Annotated in this window: 17 protein-coding genes and 1 tRNA gene; 14 read left to right on the forward strand and 4 right to left on the reverse strand. The window is 67.2% G+C overall.

All coding sequences use genetic code 11. The features are described from left to right. The first annotated feature begins 386 nt into the window (after positions 1 to 386). Both NUV79_RS20890 and NUV79_RS25285 read left to right on the forward strand, forming a co-directional pair. Complete coding sequence (locus NUV79_RS20890) at positions 387 to 1,442, forward strand: threonine aldolase family protein (RefSeq protein WP_257734997.1); 1,056 nt, start codon at positions 387 to 389, stop codon at positions 1,440 to 1,442. Positions 1,443 to 1,535: 93 nt separating this feature from the next. Beyond that, positions 1,536 to 2,501, forward strand: coding sequence for a hypothetical protein (locus tag NUV79_RS25285; protein WP_308218229.1), 966 nt, complete (start codon positions 1,536 to 1,538; stop codon positions 2,499 to 2,501). 63 nt (positions 2,502 to 2,564) lie between these two features. Here the strand turns inward: NUV79_RS25285 and NUV79_RS20900 are convergent, their stop codons facing one another. Then, a complete protein-coding gene (locus NUV79_RS20900; RefSeq protein ID WP_257734998.1) occupies positions 2,565 to 3,035 on the reverse strand; it encodes an Hsp20 family protein in 471 nt (156 codons plus the stop codon). A gap of 266 nt (positions 3,036 to 3,301) precedes the next feature. Here NUV79_RS20900 and NUV79_RS20905 point away from each other — a divergent pair, with 266 nt between their 5' ends. Continuing rightward, positions 3,302 to 4,357 (forward strand): alpha/beta fold hydrolase, encoded by a 1,056-nt coding sequence (locus tag NUV79_RS20905; protein WP_257734999.1) that lies wholly within the window; start codon positions 3,302 to 3,304, stop codon positions 4,355 to 4,357. Here NUV79_RS20905 and hisN read toward each other — a convergent pair. Both hisN and NUV79_RS20915 read right to left on the reverse strand, forming a co-directional pair. Next, complete coding sequence (gene hisN, locus NUV79_RS20910; RefSeq protein ID WP_257735000.1) at positions 4,262 to 5,044, reverse strand: histidinol-phosphatase; 783 nt, start codon at positions 5,042 to 5,044, stop codon at positions 4,262 to 4,264. The genes NUV79_RS20905 and hisN overlap by 96 nt on opposite strands. A 304-nt stretch (positions 5,045 to 5,348) precedes the next feature. After that, entirely contained in the window at positions 5,349 to 6,269 is a 921-nt protein-coding gene (locus tag NUV79_RS20915; RefSeq protein ID WP_257735001.1) for an N-formylglutamate amidohydrolase, read from the reverse strand. 223 nt (positions 6,270 to 6,492) lie between these two features. On the opposite strand from NUV79_RS20915, the gene cpdR reads away from it, so the two are divergent. Further along, the gene (gene cpdR / locus NUV79_RS20920) at positions 6,493 to 6,852 is read left to right on the forward strand and encodes a cell cycle two-component system response regulator CpdR (protein ID WP_038363805.1); all 360 of its coding nucleotides are present in this window, start codon (positions 6,493 to 6,495) and stop codon (positions 6,850 to 6,852) included. A 167-nt stretch (positions 6,853 to 7,019) separates the two neighbouring features. Continuing rightward, positions 7,020 to 7,094: transfer RNA gene (locus tag NUV79_RS20925), tRNA-Val, on the forward strand. 70 nt (positions 7,095 to 7,164) lie between these two features. On the opposite strand, the gene NUV79_RS20930 is transcribed toward NUV79_RS20925, so the two are convergent. Continuing rightward, positions 7,165 to 8,073: a LysR family transcriptional regulator gene (locus NUV79_RS20930; RefSeq protein WP_257735002.1), complete on the reverse strand. Its 909-nt coding sequence runs from the start codon at positions 8,071 to 8,073 to the stop codon at positions 7,165 to 7,167. 220 nt (positions 8,074 to 8,293) lie between these two features. On the opposite strand from NUV79_RS20930, the gene NUV79_RS20935 reads away from it, so the two are divergent. The 9 genes from NUV79_RS20935 (at position 8,294) to NUV79_RS20975 (ending at position 16,594) form a co-directional block, all read left to right on the forward strand. Then, positions 8,294 to 9,268, forward strand: a complete 975-nt coding sequence (locus NUV79_RS20935) for a dihydrodipicolinate synthase family protein (RefSeq protein ID WP_257735003.1) — start codon at positions 8,294 to 8,296, stop codon at positions 9,266 to 9,268. 33 nt (positions 9,269 to 9,301) lie between these two features. Next, entirely contained in the window at positions 9,302 to 9,853 is a 552-nt protein-coding gene (locus NUV79_RS20940) for a 3-hydroxyanthranilate 3,4-dioxygenase (RefSeq protein ID WP_257735004.1), read from the forward strand. 182 nt (positions 9,854 to 10,035) lie between these two features. Further along, complete coding sequence (locus NUV79_RS20945; protein ID WP_257735005.1) at positions 10,036 to 11,202, forward strand: ABC transporter substrate-binding protein; 1,167 nt, start codon at positions 10,036 to 10,038, stop codon at positions 11,200 to 11,202. A gap of 89 nt (positions 11,203 to 11,291) precedes the next feature. Next, positions 11,292 to 12,206, forward strand: coding sequence for a branched-chain amino acid ABC transporter permease (locus tag NUV79_RS20950; RefSeq protein ID WP_257735006.1), 915 nt, complete (start codon positions 11,292 to 11,294; stop codon positions 12,204 to 12,206). Then, positions 12,199 to 13,221, forward strand: a complete 1,023-nt coding sequence (locus tag NUV79_RS20955; RefSeq protein ID WP_257735007.1) for a branched-chain amino acid ABC transporter permease — start codon at positions 12,199 to 12,201, stop codon at positions 13,219 to 13,221. Before NUV79_RS20950 ends, NUV79_RS20955 begins: the two co-directional genes overlap by 8 nt. Next, positions 13,218 to 13,970: an ABC transporter ATP-binding protein gene (locus tag NUV79_RS20960; protein WP_257735008.1), complete on the forward strand. Its 753-nt coding sequence runs from the start codon at positions 13,218 to 13,220 to the stop codon at positions 13,968 to 13,970. Before NUV79_RS20955 ends, NUV79_RS20960 begins: the two co-directional genes overlap by 4 nt. Then, complete coding sequence (locus NUV79_RS20965; RefSeq protein ID WP_257735009.1) at positions 13,970 to 14,671, forward strand: ABC transporter ATP-binding protein; 702 nt, start codon at positions 13,970 to 13,972, stop codon at positions 14,669 to 14,671. The genes NUV79_RS20960 and NUV79_RS20965 overlap by 1 nt, the downstream gene beginning before the upstream one ends. After that, positions 14,658 to 15,782 carry an alpha/beta hydrolase gene (locus tag NUV79_RS20970; RefSeq protein WP_257735010.1) on the forward strand — a complete coding sequence of 375 codons (1,125 nt, stop codon included), beginning with the start codon at positions 14,658 to 14,660 and terminating at the stop codon, positions 15,780 to 15,782. The genes NUV79_RS20965 and NUV79_RS20970 overlap by 14 nt, the downstream gene beginning before the upstream one ends. Continuing rightward, on the forward strand, positions 15,779 to 16,594 hold the full coding sequence (locus tag NUV79_RS20975) for an aspartate dehydrogenase (protein WP_257735011.1): 816 nt from the start codon (positions 15,779 to 15,781) through the stop codon (positions 16,592 to 16,594). The genes NUV79_RS20970 and NUV79_RS20975 overlap by 4 nt, the downstream gene beginning before the upstream one ends. The last annotated feature ends 42 nt before the right edge of the window (positions 16,595 to 16,636 follow it).

Consider the following 16,636-nt stretch of genomic DNA (forward strand, 5'->3'; position numbering starts at 1 on the left):
TGTCCTATTGCGATGAACTTGCCAGAATTCCAATCTACGCACAAGCGCCGATTTCGCGCTGCAGCGAAATTTTATTGCAAAATCGAATCCTGACCAGACATTTCCGGAACGAAAGCCTGACTCTGGCAGCCCGGTTCTTGTTTTTCGGTGGTTCGGTCGAATGAGGCGCTTTTGGTAAAACGCGGGTCATCCCGGACGCAGCGAAGCGGAGATCCGGGATCCATTCCGGAACTCTGATCGGAGACGTTCCGGAATGGATCCCGGGCCAAGCCCGGGATGACCAGCGGATTTGCCGGCATGACCGGAGCTCGATCGGCGCGGTGCGCAAGCCCCCTCTCCACCCATATCGCTTGGCAGGGAAGCCCCCGCCGCATAACGCTCAGGCCATGGATTTCTTCAGCGACAACACCGCCGCCGCCAGCCCCCGCGTCATGGCCGCGCTCGCCGCCGCCAATGCCGGCGCCGCCTCCCCCTATGGCAAGGACGAGTGGACGCGCCGCGTCGAGGAGCGCTTCGCCGCGATCTTCGAACGCGAGGTCGCGGTCTTCCTCGTGCTGACCGGAACCGCGGCGAACGCGCTGGCGCTCGCCAGCATCGTCAAGCCCTGGGGCGCGGTCATCACCCATGAGGAGGCGCATGTCGTCGAGGACGAATGCGGCGCACCGGAATTCTTCACCAATGGCGCCAAGCTGGTCGACCTGCCCGGCACCGGCGCCAAATTGAAGCCGGAGACGGTGACGAAGGCGCTCTCGCATCTGCGCGCCGGGGATTTCCATCAGGTCCAGGCGCAGGCGCTGACCATCACGCAGGCGACCGAATGCGGCACGATCTATACGCCGGCCGAGGTGCGCGCCCTGAAGGAGGCCGTGACGCCGCGCGGGCTCAAGCTTCACATGGACGGCGCCCGCTTCGCCAATGCGCTGGTCACGCTCGGCTGCACGCCGGCCGAGATCACCTGGAAGGCCGGTGTCGACGTGCTCTCCTTCGGCGGCACCAAGAACGGCGCGCTCGCGGCGGAAGCCGTGATCTTCTTCGACCCGGCCGAGGCCGAGGAGATGAAATGGCGCCGCAAGCGTGCCGGCCAGACGCTCTCGAAGGGCCGCGTCCTCGGCGCCCAGTTCGAGGGGCTGCTCGCCGACGATCACTGGCTCGACCTCGCCCGCCACGCCAATGCCCAGGCAAAGCGCCTGGCGGATTCGGTCGCGCAGGGCAGCGAGGCCCGGCTCGCCTGGCCCTGTCAGGCGAATGAGGTCTTCCTCGTCCTGCCGCCGGCCGTGCAGGAGCGCCTGAAGGCGGCCGGCATCGGCTATTACGACTGGTCGGCACGGTCGCTGCCTCCGGAAGCGCCACTCAAGGATGGCGAGATCGTCGGCCGCTTCGTCATGTCCTTCGCGACGGAAGCGGGAGACGTCGAGCGCCTGGTCGCCGCGATCGCCGGCTGAGCGGGCGCATTTGTGCCCCGTTTCCAGCCGCATACCTGCCGCAATCCCTAACAAGACTAGGTGCCGAACAGTCAGTCGTTAAGGGAATTTGGCATGGCAGATCGTTCGACCGCACCGGGGCGCATCGCGCTGATGGGCTTGGTCGTGGCCGGCGCAATGGCCGGCATGGCGGGCACCGCCAGCGCCCAATACTACTATTATGACGGGTACGATCCTTACCCGGCCTATGGCTATGGCTATGGCTATGGCTATCGTTACGATTACGGCTATGCCCCGCGCCTGCCGGCCGTGGTGCCGCGTGCGCCGGCTGCCGTCTCGCCCTATTCGGTCAGTGGCATCGCCGCGCGCCGCTACGGCCTTGTCCGGATCGAGCGTTCGGTCCGGCGCGACGACACCTATATCGTCGACGGGGTCACCCCCAATGGCCAGCGCCAGCGCCTCATCCTCGACGCCTATGCCGGCGAATTGATCCGCCGCATCCCCTTGCGCGGCCAGGCCGCTCCCAGCGTCGCCCGCGCCGATCCCCGCGAGGAGCATGCCGCGCCGCGCCAGCGCCTCGTGCCCCAGCCACCGGAACGGCCGGCCGAGTTCAAGGGCCCGGCCGAGGCCAGCGCCCCGGCGACGACCGTGCCGCCATCCCCGACCGCACCGCCCACGCCCGAACCTGTTCCACCGGTCGAGAAGCCCCCCGCCGAGGCAAGCGCCCCCGCGACAACCGCGCCGCCCTCGCCTGCCGCGCCACCTGCGCCTGAACCAGTGAAGCCAGCGGAGACGGCACCAGCTCAGGCCAGCGCTCCGGCGGCTACGGTCCCGCCGCAGCCCGCCAAGCCGGCCGAGCCCTCGCCCGGCGCGACCCATCCGGAGACCGGCGCCGACAAGCCGAAGCTCGTCAATCCCAGCGACGTCAGGAATACCGAGGGCACCGAGCGCAAGCCGCCGCTCTCGACCGCCGCGCCGGCCGCCGAAGCCTCGTCGATCCCGCCGGTGCAGAACATCGACCCGACCCCATCGGTGCGGAAGCCCGAGACGCCGATCGCTCCGGTCGCCCCGATGAACTGACCGCCAACAAAAAAGGCTCCCGTTTCCGGGAGCCTTTCGCTTTCATCGAAAGCTTCGCCTGGGTTACGCGGCCTTGGCGACCTTGGCCTCGAGCACCTTGGCCGAACCACCGTTACCGATCGGAATCTGGCGCGGCTTCTTGGCCTCGGGGATCTCGCGCACGAGGTCGATATGGAGCAGGCCGTTCTCGAGGCTGGCGCCGGTCACCTGCACGTAATCGGCGAGCTGGAAGCGGCGCTCGAAGGCGCGCGCGGCGATGCCCTGATGCAGGACCTCGCGCTTCTCGGCCCCCTCGACGAGCTGCTTCTCGCCCTTGACGGTCAGCGCATTTTCCTTGGACTCGATGGAGAGGTCACCCTCACCGAAGCCCGCGACCGCGATGGTGATGCGGTAGGCGTTCTCGGCGGTCCGCTCGATATTGTAGGGCGGGTAGCTCGGGGCGGATTCGTTGCTCGTCGCCTGGTCGAGGAGATTGAACAGACGGTCGAAGCCGACGGTCGAGCGATAGAGCGGGGAGAGATCGAAATGACGCATGATATGTCCTCCGAAGAAGCGACAATGGTATTGGCCCGCCTCGCCTGAGCGCGGACCTTGGTTGCTTTCGCGCATCCGGTTCCGGCCTGCGCAGACCTGATCTGGGGAGGCGTTTGGGCTTTTCAAGAGCCTTTCTCGCAAGCCCGAAATCAGCGCTCGCGTTTTCTTTTTCGGCGCACCGACATGTTTTCGCAGGATATCCTGTGCAGGATATTGCGCTCATGGCCGCCACGGTCTGAAGGCGCGGTGGCGATGCGGAGCATTTTATGGCCGAGGCCACCTTTTTCGCCGATCCGGACTATCCCGTTCCCGGGCACGGCAAGACCTGGCTCGCCAAGACGCGGGACGGCGCCGCCTTGCGCTTCGCCAGCTGGCGCCCGACGGTGAAGCCGGTGCGCGGCACCATCGTCCTCGTGCAGGGCCGAGCGGAATTCATCGAGCGCTACAGCGAAACCGTCGCGGAGCTGCGCCGCCGCGGCTTCCATGTGCTGGCCTTCGACTGGCGCGGCCAGGGCGGCTCGCAGCGTTTCGTCCGGCGCATCCGCAAGGGCCATGTAGGGCGGCTCAGGCACTACGAGGCCGATCTGGCGCTGGCCATGGCCGAGATGCAGGCCAAGTTCCCGCCGCCCTATTTCGTCCTCGCCCATTCGATGGGTGCAGCGCTCTGCCTCGACGCCGCCCGCTCGAATGCCCTGCCGGTCGCGCGCATGGTCGCGCTCGCGCCGATGCTGGGCATCGCGATGATCGCGCATCCCGGCCGGGCGAAAATCCTGGCGAGCCTGCTCTACTGGCTCGGCTTCGGCCGCGCCTTCATTCCGGGCGGCGGCGACACCGCGATCGCGACCAAGCCCTTCGAAGGCAACCGCCTGACCAGCGATCCCGCCCGCTATGCCCGCAACAGCGCGCTTTCGGCTGCGGCGCGCGAACTCAGCATCGGCGACCCCACCATCGCCTGGATCAGGACCGCCTTCCGGCTGATGGCGCGCCTCGGCACGCCTTCGGCCGCGCTGGAAGTGAAGGTGCCGACGCTGATCATCGCGGCGGGCCGCGACCCCGTCGTCTCGACGCCCGCGATCGAGCGCTTCGCGGCACGGCTCAAGACCGGCTCGGCGCTGGTGCTACCCACCGCGCGCCACGAGATCCTGATGGAGAACGACGCGATTCGCGCCCAGTTCTGGGCGGCCTTCGACGCCTTCATCCCCGGCGAGGATCAGTCGCTGCCTGGCTCAGCCGGCGAGCAGGGCCATGGCAGCCTCATGCAGCGTCTTGTTGCCGGCCGCGAGGATGCGCCCGCCCCCGGCAGCGCTGCCACCGTCCCATGAGGTGACGATGCCGCCGGCGCCCTCGATGATCGGGATCAGCGCGACGATGTCGTAGGGCTTGAGGCCGCTCTCGATGACGAGATCGACATGGCCGGCCGCGAGCATGCAATAGGCGTAGCAATCGCAGCCATAGCGCGAGAGCCGAACTTCCTTCTCGACGCGCGCGAAGGCCTTCGCCTCCGCGCCCTTGAACAGGGCCGGTGTCGTCGTCATCAGCGTCGCGGTCGCGAGATCGGTGGTCGGCCGCGTCCGCAGCTTCTTCGGCCCGCCCGGACCCTCATAGCGCGCCTCGCGCCCGTCGCCGGAATAGCGCTCGCCCGAGAAGGGCTGGTGCATCATGCCGTAGACCGGCACGCCGTTGCGCGTCAGCCCGATCAGCGTGCCCCAGACCGGAATGCCGGAGATGAAGGCGCGTGTCCCGTCGATCGGATCGAGCACCCAGACATATTCCGCATCGGTGTTCTCGCTGCCGAATTCCTCGCCGAGCACGCCATGGGCCGGGAATTGCCGCTTGATCATGTGGCGCATCACCGATTCGCCGGCACGGTCGCCCTCGGTCACGGGATCGAACACCCCGCCCCTCGACTTGTCCTCCGTCGCGTGCAGCGCCCGGAAGAAGGGCAGGATCGCCCGGCCGGACTGCGTCGCAAGATCCGCGACGAAAGCGCCGAAATCGACTGCGCTCATGAACAGGCACTCCAGTTTGCTGCTTTGCAGCATCAACTCCGCGGATAGACCACTGAAGCCGAGGCTCGGGCGCGGAAATATCCGAAAAACCCCGGCTTTTCGTTACAGCGCCATGCACACACCGCATAGCGCCGTTGATTACGCTGATTTTGCTTGCGTTTTGCAGCGCACCCTCATATTGTGCACTGCGAAGGGGAGATGACCTCAAACCTTCATTGCCCTCCTTGGGCGTTTCCTCCCTAGACTTGGGCCGCCACGCAAGTGTGCGGCCCTTTTTTCTTGGATATCCCCTCCGACGCCGCTGCTATTCGGCCGCCTCGCGCCATTCATCGAGCCAGCCGCTCCAGCGCGCGAAGCAATCCGCCATCACCGCCGCCATCGCCTGCTCGACTTCGCCGAAGCCGGCATGCGGCTCCAGCGTCGCCTCGTTCATGTAGAGCGCGCGGTTCACCTCGATCTGCAACGCATGCACGCCGGCAGCCGGCGCTCCGTAATGCTCGGTGATGAAGCCGCCGGCATAGGGCCGGTTGCGGGTCACGCTGAAGCCCAGCCGCGTGAAGGCCTGCTCGGCGATGTCGATGATGTAGCCGGAGGCGCTGGTGCCGAAGCGGTCGCCCAGGATGATGTCGGATTTCGCCAGCCCGTCGCGGTCGAGCCCGGCCGAGGGCATCGAATGCGCATCGACGAGGATGCAGGTGCCGAAAACGCCTTGCGTCCGCTGGACGAGGCTGCGCAGGCCGGCATGATAGGGCCGGTAGAGCCCGTCGATGCGGGCGAGCCCCTCCTGGACCGGAATCCGCCCGAAATAGATCTCCTGCCCGTCGCCGACGATGCGCGGAATCGTGCCGAGCCCGCCCGCGACCCGCATCGAGCGCGTATTGGCGAAGGGCGGCACTCTCCCCTCGAACATGCGCGGATCGAGCTCGTAGGGCTCGCGATTGACGTCGAGATAGGCGCGCGGGAACTCTGCCACGAGCAGCGGCGCGCCGAGCGAGACGCTCTGCGCGAAAAGCCGGTCGACATAGGCGTCCTCGGAGCGCCTGAGACTGCGCAAGGGCAGGCGCGCCGCCTCGACGAAGCCGCGCGGATAGCGGCGCCCGGCATGCGGCACGTCGACCACCACCGGCACGACCTGCAAGGCCGGCTGGTACAGGCTGAACGGCCGCTCGATCTCGGCGACGACGTCGTCCGGCGCAGGCGGGAAAGGGGTGGAGGACAGGCTCATCTCGCGATGACTGAAGCACACAAACCGGGGCGGTTGAAGCGATGTCGCAAACCTGCGGAAATTCGGCGTCGGATTCACGCCTTGTTTACCATGATGTTGCCTTATGGAGAGACATGGTTCCAACTGTGCGGCCGGGTGAGTACCCAACCGTTCCAGACCCGGCCTTGGCCGGGGCGCCAGACGCTATAGAAACACAGGCCTCAGGGACGAACAGATCAGGCCCATGACGAAGATACTGCTCGCCGAAGACGACAACGATATGCGTCGCTTCCTGGTCAAGGCCCTGCAGAACGCGGGCTATGACGTCGCCTCCTTCGATAACGGCCTGTCGGCCTATAACCGCCTGCGCGAGGAGCCTTTCGAGCTCCTGCTGACAGATATCGTCATGCCTGAGATGGACGGCATCGAGCTGGCGCGCCGCGCCACCGAGCTCGACCCCGACATCAAGGTGATGTTCATCACCGGCTTTGCCGCCGTGGCGCTGAACCCCGATTCGCAGACGCCGAAGGATGCGAAGGTGCTCTCCAAGCCCTTCCACCTGCGCGAGCTGGTCAACGAAGTCGAGAAGCTGCTGGCGGCCTGAGGGGCTGTTGGCATCGCGCGAGTGCGGATGCCAACAGCCCCTTGAGAATTTATGCGGCAAACGCCTTGCCACCCGCGAAGCGAGCCGCTATAGCCCCCTCACCTCGCAGCGTGAACGCGGCCCACACGGCCCGGACACGCTTCCGGAAGCCACCTCACGGCGGCGACGGGCGCGTAGCTCAGCGGGAGAGCACTACGTTGACATCGTAGGGGTCACAGGTTCGATCCCTGTCGCGCCCACCATTTGATGCCCTTGCAATACAGGGACGAAAGGCCGCCTCACCGGGCGGCCTTTTTGCTTTTCGGGCCCCTCTCAATCCGCCTCGCTCGGCGCGAGTTGGCGCACGAAGCGGCGCAGCAACGCCTCGAAGGCCGAGAGCGCCGGCGAGGCCGAGCGGCCGCCGGGGCGAATCATCACGATATCCCGCGCGATCGATGGCTCGGTCAGCGGCCGCACCAGCACCGACTTCGGCGCCACCGCCCGCGCATAGGTCGGCAGCACGGCGATGCCGAGCCCGGCCTCGACCAGCGCCAGCGCGGTCGTGATCTGCGTCACCTCGTAGGCCGGCTTCAGCGTGATCTCGGCGGTCTCGTAGCCGACCTCGGCGAGCAGACGGATGCCGCTGTCGCGGGTCAACGTCACCAGCGGCTCGTCGGCAAGGTCCCGCCAGGCCACCGAATCCTGCGCGGCGAAACGGCTGCCCCGCCCGCAGAACAGCATCAGGCTGTCGCGGGCGAGCGTGGTGCGCTCGATCGTGTCGTCGAGCGCCGGGAAGGTTCCGACGCCGCAATCGGCCTTGCCGAAGCGCACGGCCTCGACGACGAGGTCATTGCGCGCATCGATGATCGCGACCTGCAGGCCGGGGTATTTCTGCTGCAAGGCCACGATCGTCGGCGGCATGATAACCGCTGCCAGCAGCGGCGGCACCGCGACCACGATGCGCCCGCGCCGCCGCTCTGCCAGACCGTTGGCGTTCAGCACGGCCGTGTCCAGGTCCTGCACGATCTTCAGCGCGGCACCGTGGAACTCGCGCCCGCCTTCGGTCAGCTCGACCCGGCGCGTCGTGCGATCGAGCACGCGGATGCCGAGTTCGCGCTCCAGATCGCGCACCAGCTGGGACAGGGCCGGCTGCGCCATGTTCAGGCGCTCGGCCGCCTTGGTGAAGGTGCCCTGCTCGGTCACGGCCAGGAAGGCCTGGATCTGGCGCAGCGTGATCGCCATGGGTTTCCCGATTTATAAGGATAGCTTCCGAATTCATACGAATGTTACGAGTTGCCGTATACCCCGGCTCTCATGCCATCATCCCTCATCGCCCGGCATGCATGCCGGGCTGCCTGGGAGAGGGTGTCGGGCAAGGGTATTTCGGATGATGGCGTGCAAAGGGTGCGTCTCACGAAAGCCGCTTGCGCCCGAGCCGCTCCGGAATGCGGGAGCCGGCCTGATGAAATACGCCAAGAAGGACGCCAAGGCCTATGCCCGCGCCCATATGAAGGGCATCTGGGCGGCCGCGCTCACGCCCTTCACCGATACGCTCGCGATCGACGAGGACGGCTTCAGGCAGAACATCCGCCACTGGCTCGACGACCTCAAGATCGACGGCCTGTTCATCGCTGGCAAGCAGGGCGAGTTCTTCTCGATGTCGATCGAGGAGCGCAAGCGCAATTTCGAGCTGGCGGTCGAGGCCTCGGCCGGCCGCGGCCAGACCATCATGTCCTGCTCCGATCAGAACATGGACGTCGTCATCGATCTGGCGAAGCATGCCCAGAAGGTCGGCGCTGACTACATCGTCGTGCACGCGCCGATCCTGCATTTCTTCAAGGAGCAGGACGAGACGCTTTACGAGTACTACCGGACCATCGCCGAGACGGTCGATATCGGCATCGCGCTCTGGAGCCACCCGGATTCCGGCTATCTGATGAGCCCGCAGCTCTGCAACCGGCTCGCCGATATCGAGAACGTCGTCGCGATCAAGTACAGCGTGCCCCGCCCGATGTATGCGGAGCTGACCCGGCTGGCCGGCGACCGCATCTTGGTCAGCACGGCATCCGAGGAGGAATGGCTCGACAACATCCTCGAGCTCGGCTGGCAGCTCTATCTCTGCTCCTCGCCGCCTTACCTGATCCAGACGGCGAACGATCGGCGCATGCGCGAGTATACCGATCTCGCCTTCCGCGGCGAGGCCGAGAAGGCCCGCACCCTCCGCGACAGCCTGAACCCGGCGCGCGAGGCCCTGCGTGGCACGAGGCCCTCCGAGAAGCCGCATGCGCACCAGAAATACTGGCAGGAGCTGCTCGGGCAGGTCGGCGGGCGCGTGCGAGCGCCGATGCTGGAGCTGACCGAGGCCGAGAAGGCCGCGACGCGCGCCGCCTTCGAAGCCTGCGGCCTGGGCAAGGCGCCGCTCGCCAAGGCAGGCTGATCGAGATCACGAACGAGGACGGGAGTGGGAACCATGGCGACCGAAGGACGGCTCAAGGCCTTCAACTTCAAGAAATGGATCGCAGAGAACGAGCACCTGCTCAAGCCGCCGGTCGGCAACAAGAAGGTGTTCTCCGACGGCCAGATGACCGTGATGGTCGTCGGCGGCCCGAACCAGCGCGCCGACTATCATGACGACCCGGTGGAGGAGTTCTTCTACCAGCTCAAGGGCGACATGATGCTGAAGCTGGTCGACAACGGGAAGCATTACGACGTGACGATCCGCGAGGGCGACGTCTTCCTGCTGCCGCCGCATGTGCGCCATTCCCCGCAGCGCCCACAGGAAGGCTCGATCGGGCTCGTGGTCGAGCCGGCGCGCCATGCCGGCCAGGTCGACGGCTTCGAATGGTACTGCTTCGAATGCCAGGGCCTCGTGCACCGCATCGAGGTCACGGTCGGGGACCTCGTGAAGGACCTGCCGCCGCTCTACGAAGCCTTCTTCTCGGACGAGAAGGCCCGCACCTGCAAGCATTGCGGCGCGCTCCATCCCGGCCGCAAGCCGCCGGCCGGCTGGGTCGCGCTCTGACGCTGCCGCACCGAAAGACGGGCTCCCCGCACAGGGGGAGTCCGTGCTTGGATAACGGGCAGTGGCGCCTTGCGTCCCGGCCGGGGCGCGGTGATGTTGCACGGGAACAAGCCTAAGCGCGGCGGCGCAGAAACGCCGCGTCGAACCATCTCAGAGGCAAAACGGAACGACTGGAGTCCATGATGAAACTGCGCGGATTGCTTTTCGGCATCGCGACGACGCTGGCTGCCTCCACGGCGCTGGCCCAGCAGCCGGTCAAGATCGGCATGATCACCACGCTCTCGGGGCCCGGCGGCTATCTCGGCCAGGACATCCGCGACGCGTTCAAGCTCGCCATCGACCTGGAAGGCGGTAAGCTCGGCGGCGTGCCGGTCGAGCTCGTCGTCGAGGACGATGCGCTCAAGCCCGGCCAGGGCAAGCAGATCGCCGAGAAGATGCTGAAGACCGACGGCATCAAGATCCTGACCGGCATCGTCTTCTCGAACGTCGCCGGCGCGACCGTGCCGGATATCGTCGATTCCGGCGCGCTCTATGTCAGCCCCAATGCCGCGCCCTCGAACTTCGCCGGCAAGGAGTGCAACGCCAACTATTTCGTCGTCTCCTGGCAGAACGACAGCCTGCACGAGAGCGCAGGCCAATACGCCACCAATCTCGGCTACAAGAAGGCCTTTATCCTCGCCCCGAACTACCAGGCCGGCAAGGACGCGTTGACCGGCTTCAAGCGGATGTTCAAGGGCGAGATCGCCGGCGAGGTCTATACCCGCCTCGACCAGACCGACTTCGCCCCCGAGATGGCGCAGATTCGCGCCGCCAATCCCGACGTCGTCTTCCAGTTCCATCCCGGCGGCCTCGGCATCGCCTTCCTGCGCCAGTACCAGCAGGCCGGCCTGCTCGGTAAGACGCCGATGGTGCTGGCCGAGCCCTCGCTCGACGCCACCACGCTGAAGGCGGTCGGCGAATCCGCGCTCGGCCTCAGCGTCACCGCGCACTGGAATTCCGACTTCGACAACGCGGCCAACAAGAAGTTCATGGAGGCCTGGACCAAGGCCTATAGTCGCGCCCCGACCTATTATGCCAGCCAGGGCTACGACGCCGCGCTCGCCATCGCGTCTGCCCTGAAGGCGACCGGCGGCAAGACCGACGTGCCGGCGCTGCGCACGGCGATGGCCAAGGCCGATTTCCAGTCGGTCCGCGGCGCCTTCAAGTTCGGTCCGAACCAGCACCCGGTGCAGGATTGGTACGCGCTCAAGGTCGAGAAGGGCGCCGACGGCACGCCGATACTCAAGACCACCGGCACCAAGGTGCTGAGCAACCATGGCGACGTCTACGCCAAGGACTGCAAGCTCTGAACCGGCCGGCCTAGCCGTTCACGCAACTCTCGTATCGGAACGGCGGCGGAGGATTACACGCCTCTGCCGCCTGTCCGGATTTGGCAGTGATGACGCTCGTTCTCGAACAATTGCTCAACGGCCTGCAGTTCGGCGTGATGCTGTTCCTGCTCGCGGCCGGGCTGACGCTGATCTTCGGCATCATGGGCGTGATCAACCTCGCCCATGGCTCGCTCTACATGGTTGGCGCCTATGCCGCCGCCTTCGCCGCGGCACAGACCGGCTCCTTCCTCATCGCCGTGCTGGCGGGCCTTGCCGCTGCCGCCTTCATCGGCATGGTGATGGAACTCGTCGTGCTGCGAAGACTTTATGCGCGGGACCATCTCGACCAGGTGCTGGCGACCTTCGCGCTGATCCTGATCTTCAACCAGAGCGTGACGCTGCTCTTCGGCCGCCAGCCGCTCTTCGTCTCGGTTCCCTCGGCGCTGAACGGCTCGGTGCAGCTCCTGCCCGGACTGACCTATCCCGTCTATCGCCTCGCGATCATCGCGGTCGGCCTCCTGGTCGCACTCGGGCTATATCTCCTGATCAACCGCACCCGCGTCGGCATGCTGGTGCGGGCCGGCGCCACCCATCGCGAGATGGTGCGTGCGCTCGGCGTCGACATCCGCCTGCTCTACACCGCCGTCTTCGGGCTCGGCGCCCTGCTCGCCGGCCTCGCCGGGCTGATGGCCGGGCCGATCCTCGCCGTGCAGGTCGGCATGGGCGAGCAGATCCTGATCATGACCTTCGTCGTGGTGGTGATCGGCGGCGTCGGCTCGATCCGCGGCGCCTTCTTCGGCGCGCTGCTCGTCGGCCTCGTCGACACGAGCTTGCGGGCCTTCATGCCCGGCCTGCTGCGGCAGGTGATGACCGGTTCGGAAGCCGATGCGCTCGGCGCCGGTCTTGCCTCGATGGGAATCTATCTGCTGATGGCGATCGTGCTGCTGGTGCGGCCCAAGGGACTGTTCCCCGCCCATGTCTGAGAACGCCATCACTCACACGGAGGCTTCCGCGCCCGCGCTGGGCCGCATCCTCGCGCTGTTGGCCCTCGCCATCGCGCTGATCGCCCTGCCCTTCATCGTCAAGGCACTCGGCCAGCCGGCGCTGGTACCCCTGGCGACACGCGTCCTGATCTACGCCATCGCCGCTGCCAGCCTGAACCTCGCGCTCGGCTTTGGCGGCATGGTCTCGTTCGGCCACGCGGCGTTCTTCGGCATCGGCGGCTATGCCGTCGGCATCCTCTACCGGACCTTCGCCGACGACGCGCTCTTCCTCGGTTTCATCCCCGGCACGGACCAGCTCCTCATCACCTTGCCCGCTGCGATCCTCGTCGCCGGCCTCTTCGCCTGCATCATCGGCGCGCTGTCACTCCGCACCAGCGGCGTGCAGTTCATCATGATCACGCTCGCCTTCGCGCAGATGCTGTTCTTCCTCTTCGTCTCGCTCAAGGCCTATGGCGGCGATGACGGCATGACGATCCGCCGCCGCAATGCGCTGTTCGACCTCAACACCCGCGACGACGTGACCTTCTATTTCATCTGCCTCGCCATCGCCGCGCTGGTCTTCCTGGCGCTCTGGCGCATCGTCGGCTCGCGCTTCGGCATGGTGCTCGCCGGCATCCGCCAGAACGAGCGGCGCATGGCGGCGATCGGCATCGCTCCCTATCGCTACAAGCTCGCCGCCTTCGTCATCTCCGGCATGGGCGCGGGCCTCGCCGGCGCGCTGATGGCCAACTATCTGCGCTTCGTCAGCCCCGACATGCTGCACTGGACCAAATCCGGCGAGCTAATGATCATGGTCATCCTCGGCGGCGTCGGCACCCTGCTCGGCCCGCTGCTCGGCGCCGCCGCCCTCGTCATCCTCGAGACCGTGCTGACGAGCTGGACCGAGCATTGGCAGCTCGTGCTCGGCCCGATCCTGCTCCTCGTCGTGCTCTTCACGCAAGGCGGGCTCAACGGCCTGCTCGCTCGCCTCGGCCTCGGCAGGAGCGCGCCATGACCGGAACGCTCCTCTCGGTGCGCGGCCTGCGCAAGCGCTTCGGTGGGCTGGTCGCAACCGACGGCGTCGATCTCGACGTGCGCGATGGCGAGATCCACGCGCTGATCGGCCCCAACGGCGCCGGCAAGACCACGCTGCTGACCCAGCTCTTCGGCGAACTCTCCCATGACGACGGCGCGATCACGCTGTTGGGCGAGGATATCGGCGCGCTGACGACTGCCCAGCGCGTCCGGCGCGGCCTTGCCCGCACCTTCCAGATCACCCAGCTCCTGCCAGACTTCACGATGCTCGACAATGTCGCGCTCGCCGTGCAGGCCCATGACGGCCACAGCTTCCGCTTGCTCGGCAATGCGCGCCGCGACGAGGCCTTGCGCAGCCGCGCCCGCCAGCATCTCGCCACCGCGGGCCTGAGTCAGCGCGCCGAGATCAAGGTCGCCGACCTCTCCCATGGCGAGCAGAAGCAGCTCGAATTCGCGATCGCACTCGCCTGCGAGCCGCGCCTCCTCCTGCTCGACGAGCCGATGGCGGGGCTCGGCCATGCTGAGAGCGAGCAGATGGTCGCGATGCTCTCTGCGCTCAAGGGCCGCGTCACCATGCTGCTGGTCGAGCACGATATGGAGGCCGTCTTCGCCTTGGCGGACCGCATCTCCGTGCTGGTCTATGGCCGCGTCATCGCCACCGGCGCCGCCGAGGAGATCCGCGACAATCCGGAGGTCCGCACCGCCTATCTCGGCGAGGGAGACGCCTGATGCTGAGCGTGCGCAACCTGCAATCCGCCTATGGCCGGAGCCAGGTCCTGTTCGATGTCGCGCTCGACATCGCCGAGGGCGAGGTCGTGACCCTGCTCGGCCGCAACGGCATGGGCAAGACCACGACCGTGCGCTCGATCATGGGGCTGCTCGCGCCCAAGGGCGGCGATATCCGCTTCGAGAGCCAGGACGTCCGGGGCATCGCGCCCGAGAAGATCGCCCGCTGCGGCATCGGCCTCGTGCCGGAAGGCCGGCAGGTCTTCCCGACGCTCTCCGTCCGCGAGAACCTCGTCGCCACCGCCTCGAACCGCCTGAAGCGCTCCTCGCCCTGGACGCTGGAACGTGTCTACACCCTGTTCCCGCGCCTGCAGGAACGCGCCGGCCAGTCCGCCCGCACGCTCTCGGGCGGCGAGCAGCAGATGCTCGCGGTCGGCCGTGCCCTGATGACCAATCCCAAGCTCCTCATCCTCGACGAGGCGACCGAAGGCCTCGCCCCCGTCATCCGCGCCGAGATCTGGGGCTGCATCGAGGCGCTGAAGGCTCAAGGGCAGTCGATCCTGCTGATCGACAAGAACATCAACGTGCTGAAGCGCATCGCCGACCGGCACTACATCATCGAGAAGGGCCGCACGGTCTGGTCGGGCTCGAGCACCGACCTCGCCGCCAATGCGGAACTGGTGCATCGCTATGTCGGCGTCTGAAGACCTTTCCGTAATCGTCGCACACAGCGCAGAGAGCGACCCGGTCGAGGCCCTGCGCGATGCGCTGGGCGACATCCTCGCCGGGCTCATCGCCGCCGGCTGCGGCCCGCATCACCTGCGCGAGATGCTCTGGGAAACCGACCGGCCCGAGGCCTTCCACCTTTCCCGCCATTCCGTCGAGCTGGCCTATCGCGAAACCTTCGCCGGCTTCCGCCCGTCGATCCGCTTGGCGCCAAGGAGCGAGCCCGGCCTGACCATCCGCGCCCGCCATGCCGCGGCACAGCCGCTGCCCGATACGCTGGTCGACGGCTACAGCTTGCGCGAACTCGGCCGGCAATACAGCCCGCGCCTGCAGGCCGATATGAAGGCGCTGTTCCGGCAATGGAGCCGAGACGGCGAGGCCTTCCGCGCCCGCCATGGCGCCGCCGATCTCGCCTATGGCCCCGGCCGCTTCGAACGGCTCGACCTCTACCGCCCGGCTGGCGAAACCCGGGCGCCGATCTTCGTCTTCATCCATGGCGGCTACTGGCAGGCCTCGGACAAGGTCCAGCATGCCCAGTTCGCGCAAGGACTGCTCGATTCCGGCTATGCCGTCGCCATGCCCAATTACGGGCTCGCGCCAGATACACCGCTGGAAACGGGCATCGCCCAGAGCGTCGCTGCCCTGAACTTTCTCGTCCGCGAGGCCGATGCGCTCGGACTCGACGCCGACAGCCTGCATGTCTCCGGCCATTCCGCCGGCGGGCATCTCGCCGCCATGGTGCTCTGCGCGCCGGATGCGCCGCCGATCGCCTCGGCGCTGCTGCTTTCCGGTCTCTACGATCTGAAGCCGCTCGGCCACCTGCCGCTGGGCCGCTTGCTCGGCCTCGACGATGCCGCTCGCGCCACACGGCTCAGCCCCATCGCCCAGCCACGCCCGCAATCCACGCGGATCGCCTTCGCGGTCGGCGAGGGCGAGAGCGACGCCTTCAAGGCGCAGTCGGCCGCGCTCGCCGCGACATGGCAAGGGCCGGCCCCCCTGATCTGCTCCGGCCACCATTTCAGCATGCTGGAAGGCCTGAACGGCGGCGCGTTGCTCGATCTTGCCTTGAGCACGGCGGAGGGCTCATGACGCAATCTCGCAAGCCGCTGCGCCTCGCCCTGATCGGCTGGGGCGCCATCAACCGCCGCGTCGCGGAGCTGCTGGCGGAGCGAAGCAAGGGCGATATCGCCATCGCTGCTGTCGCCGTCCGCAACGCGGCCACGGCCGGAGGTATCCCCAGCGGCGCGAACCTCATCACGACACCCGACGAACTCACCGGGCTCGACCTCGATCTCGTCGTCGAAGCGGCGGGGCGCGAAGCGGTCGGCATCTGGGGTGAGGCGGCGCTTGGAGCCGCGCCCGCTTTCGCCGTCGCCTCGACCAGTGCCTTCTGTGACGACGCCTTGCTCGCCCGCCTGATCGCTGCCGCCGAAAGCAGCGGCAGCCAACTCCTGATCCCGCCCGGCGCGCTCGCCGGGATCGACGGCATCGCGGCCGCCTCCCTGCTGCCGCTCGACGAGGTCGTCCACCGCATCGTCAAGCCGCCGGCCGCCTGGCGCGGCACCTCGGCCGAGAACCTGATCGCGCTCGACGAGATCACCAAGGCGACCGCCTTCTTCTCCGGCACTGCCCGCGAAGCCGCCTCGCGCTTCCCACAGAACGCCAATGTCGCGGTGATTTCGGCGCTGGCCGGCATCGGTCTCGACCGCACCCGCGTCGAACTCGTCGCCGACCCCGCCGCCGGCGGCAATGGCCACCAACTCAGCGCGCGCGGCGCCTTCGGCAAGCTCGACATCGCCATCGAGAACCGCCCGCTCGCCACGAATCCGAAATCCTCGGAGATGACGGCGCTCGGGCTAGTCAGGGTGATCGAGAACCGCGTGCGCACGCTGGTGCGCTGACCTTTTCCTGTCATTCCGGGCGCAGCGTAGCGAAGACCCGGA

The organism is Allobosea sp. 47.2.35, assembly GCF_024655635.1.
Taxonomy (GTDB): domain Bacteria; phylum Pseudomonadota; class Alphaproteobacteria; order Rhizobiales; family Beijerinckiaceae; genus Allobosea.

Excerpts from the sequence above, each read along its gene's own strand:
- NUV79_RS20890 (WP_257734997.1), top strand. The coding sequence starts at position 387 with ATGGATTTCTTCAGCGACAACACCGCCGCCGCCAGCCCCCGCGTCATG.
- NUV79_RS25285 (WP_308218229.1), top strand. The coding sequence starts at position 1,536 with ATGGCAGATCGTTCGACCGCACCGGGGCGCATCGCGCTGATGGGCTTG.
- NUV79_RS20900 (WP_257734998.1), bottom strand. The coding sequence starts at position 3,035 with ATGCGTCATTTCGATCTCTCCCCGCTCTATCGCTCGACCGTCGGCTTC.
- NUV79_RS20905 (WP_257734999.1), top strand. The coding sequence starts at position 3,302 with ATGGCCGAGGCCACCTTTTTCGCCGATCCGGACTATCCCGTTCCCGGG.
- hisN (WP_257735000.1), bottom strand. The coding sequence starts at position 5,044 with ATGAGCGCAGTCGATTTCGGCGCTTTCGTCGCGGATCTTGCGACGCAG.
- NUV79_RS20915 (WP_257735001.1), bottom strand. The coding sequence starts at position 6,269 with ATGAGCCTGTCCTCCACCCCTTTCCCGCCTGCGCCGGACGACGTCGTC.
- cpdR (WP_038363805.1), top strand. The coding sequence starts at position 6,493 with ATGACGAAGATACTGCTCGCCGAAGACGACAACGATATGCGTCGCTTC.
- NUV79_RS20930 (WP_257735002.1), bottom strand. The coding sequence starts at position 8,073 with ATGGCGATCACGCTGCGCCAGATCCAGGCCTTCCTGGCCGTGACCGAG.
- NUV79_RS20935 (WP_257735003.1), top strand. The coding sequence starts at position 8,294 with ATGAAATACGCCAAGAAGGACGCCAAGGCCTATGCCCGCGCCCATATG.
- NUV79_RS20940 (WP_257735004.1), top strand. The coding sequence starts at position 9,302 with ATGGCGACCGAAGGACGGCTCAAGGCCTTCAACTTCAAGAAATGGATC.
- NUV79_RS20945 (WP_257735005.1), top strand. The coding sequence starts at position 10,036 with ATGAAACTGCGCGGATTGCTTTTCGGCATCGCGACGACGCTGGCTGCC.
- NUV79_RS20950 (WP_257735006.1), top strand. The coding sequence starts at position 11,292 with ATGACGCTCGTTCTCGAACAATTGCTCAACGGCCTGCAGTTCGGCGTG.
- NUV79_RS20955 (WP_257735007.1), top strand. The coding sequence starts at position 12,199 with ATGTCTGAGAACGCCATCACTCACACGGAGGCTTCCGCGCCCGCGCTG.
- NUV79_RS20960 (WP_257735008.1), top strand. The coding sequence starts at position 13,218 with ATGACCGGAACGCTCCTCTCGGTGCGCGGCCTGCGCAAGCGCTTCGGT.
- NUV79_RS20965 (WP_257735009.1), top strand. The coding sequence starts at position 13,970 with ATGCTGAGCGTGCGCAACCTGCAATCCGCCTATGGCCGGAGCCAGGTC.
- NUV79_RS20970 (WP_257735010.1), top strand. The coding sequence starts at position 14,658 with ATGTCGGCGTCTGAAGACCTTTCCGTAATCGTCGCACACAGCGCAGAG.
- NUV79_RS20975 (WP_257735011.1), top strand. The coding sequence starts at position 15,779 with ATGACGCAATCTCGCAAGCCGCTGCGCCTCGCCCTGATCGGCTGGGGC.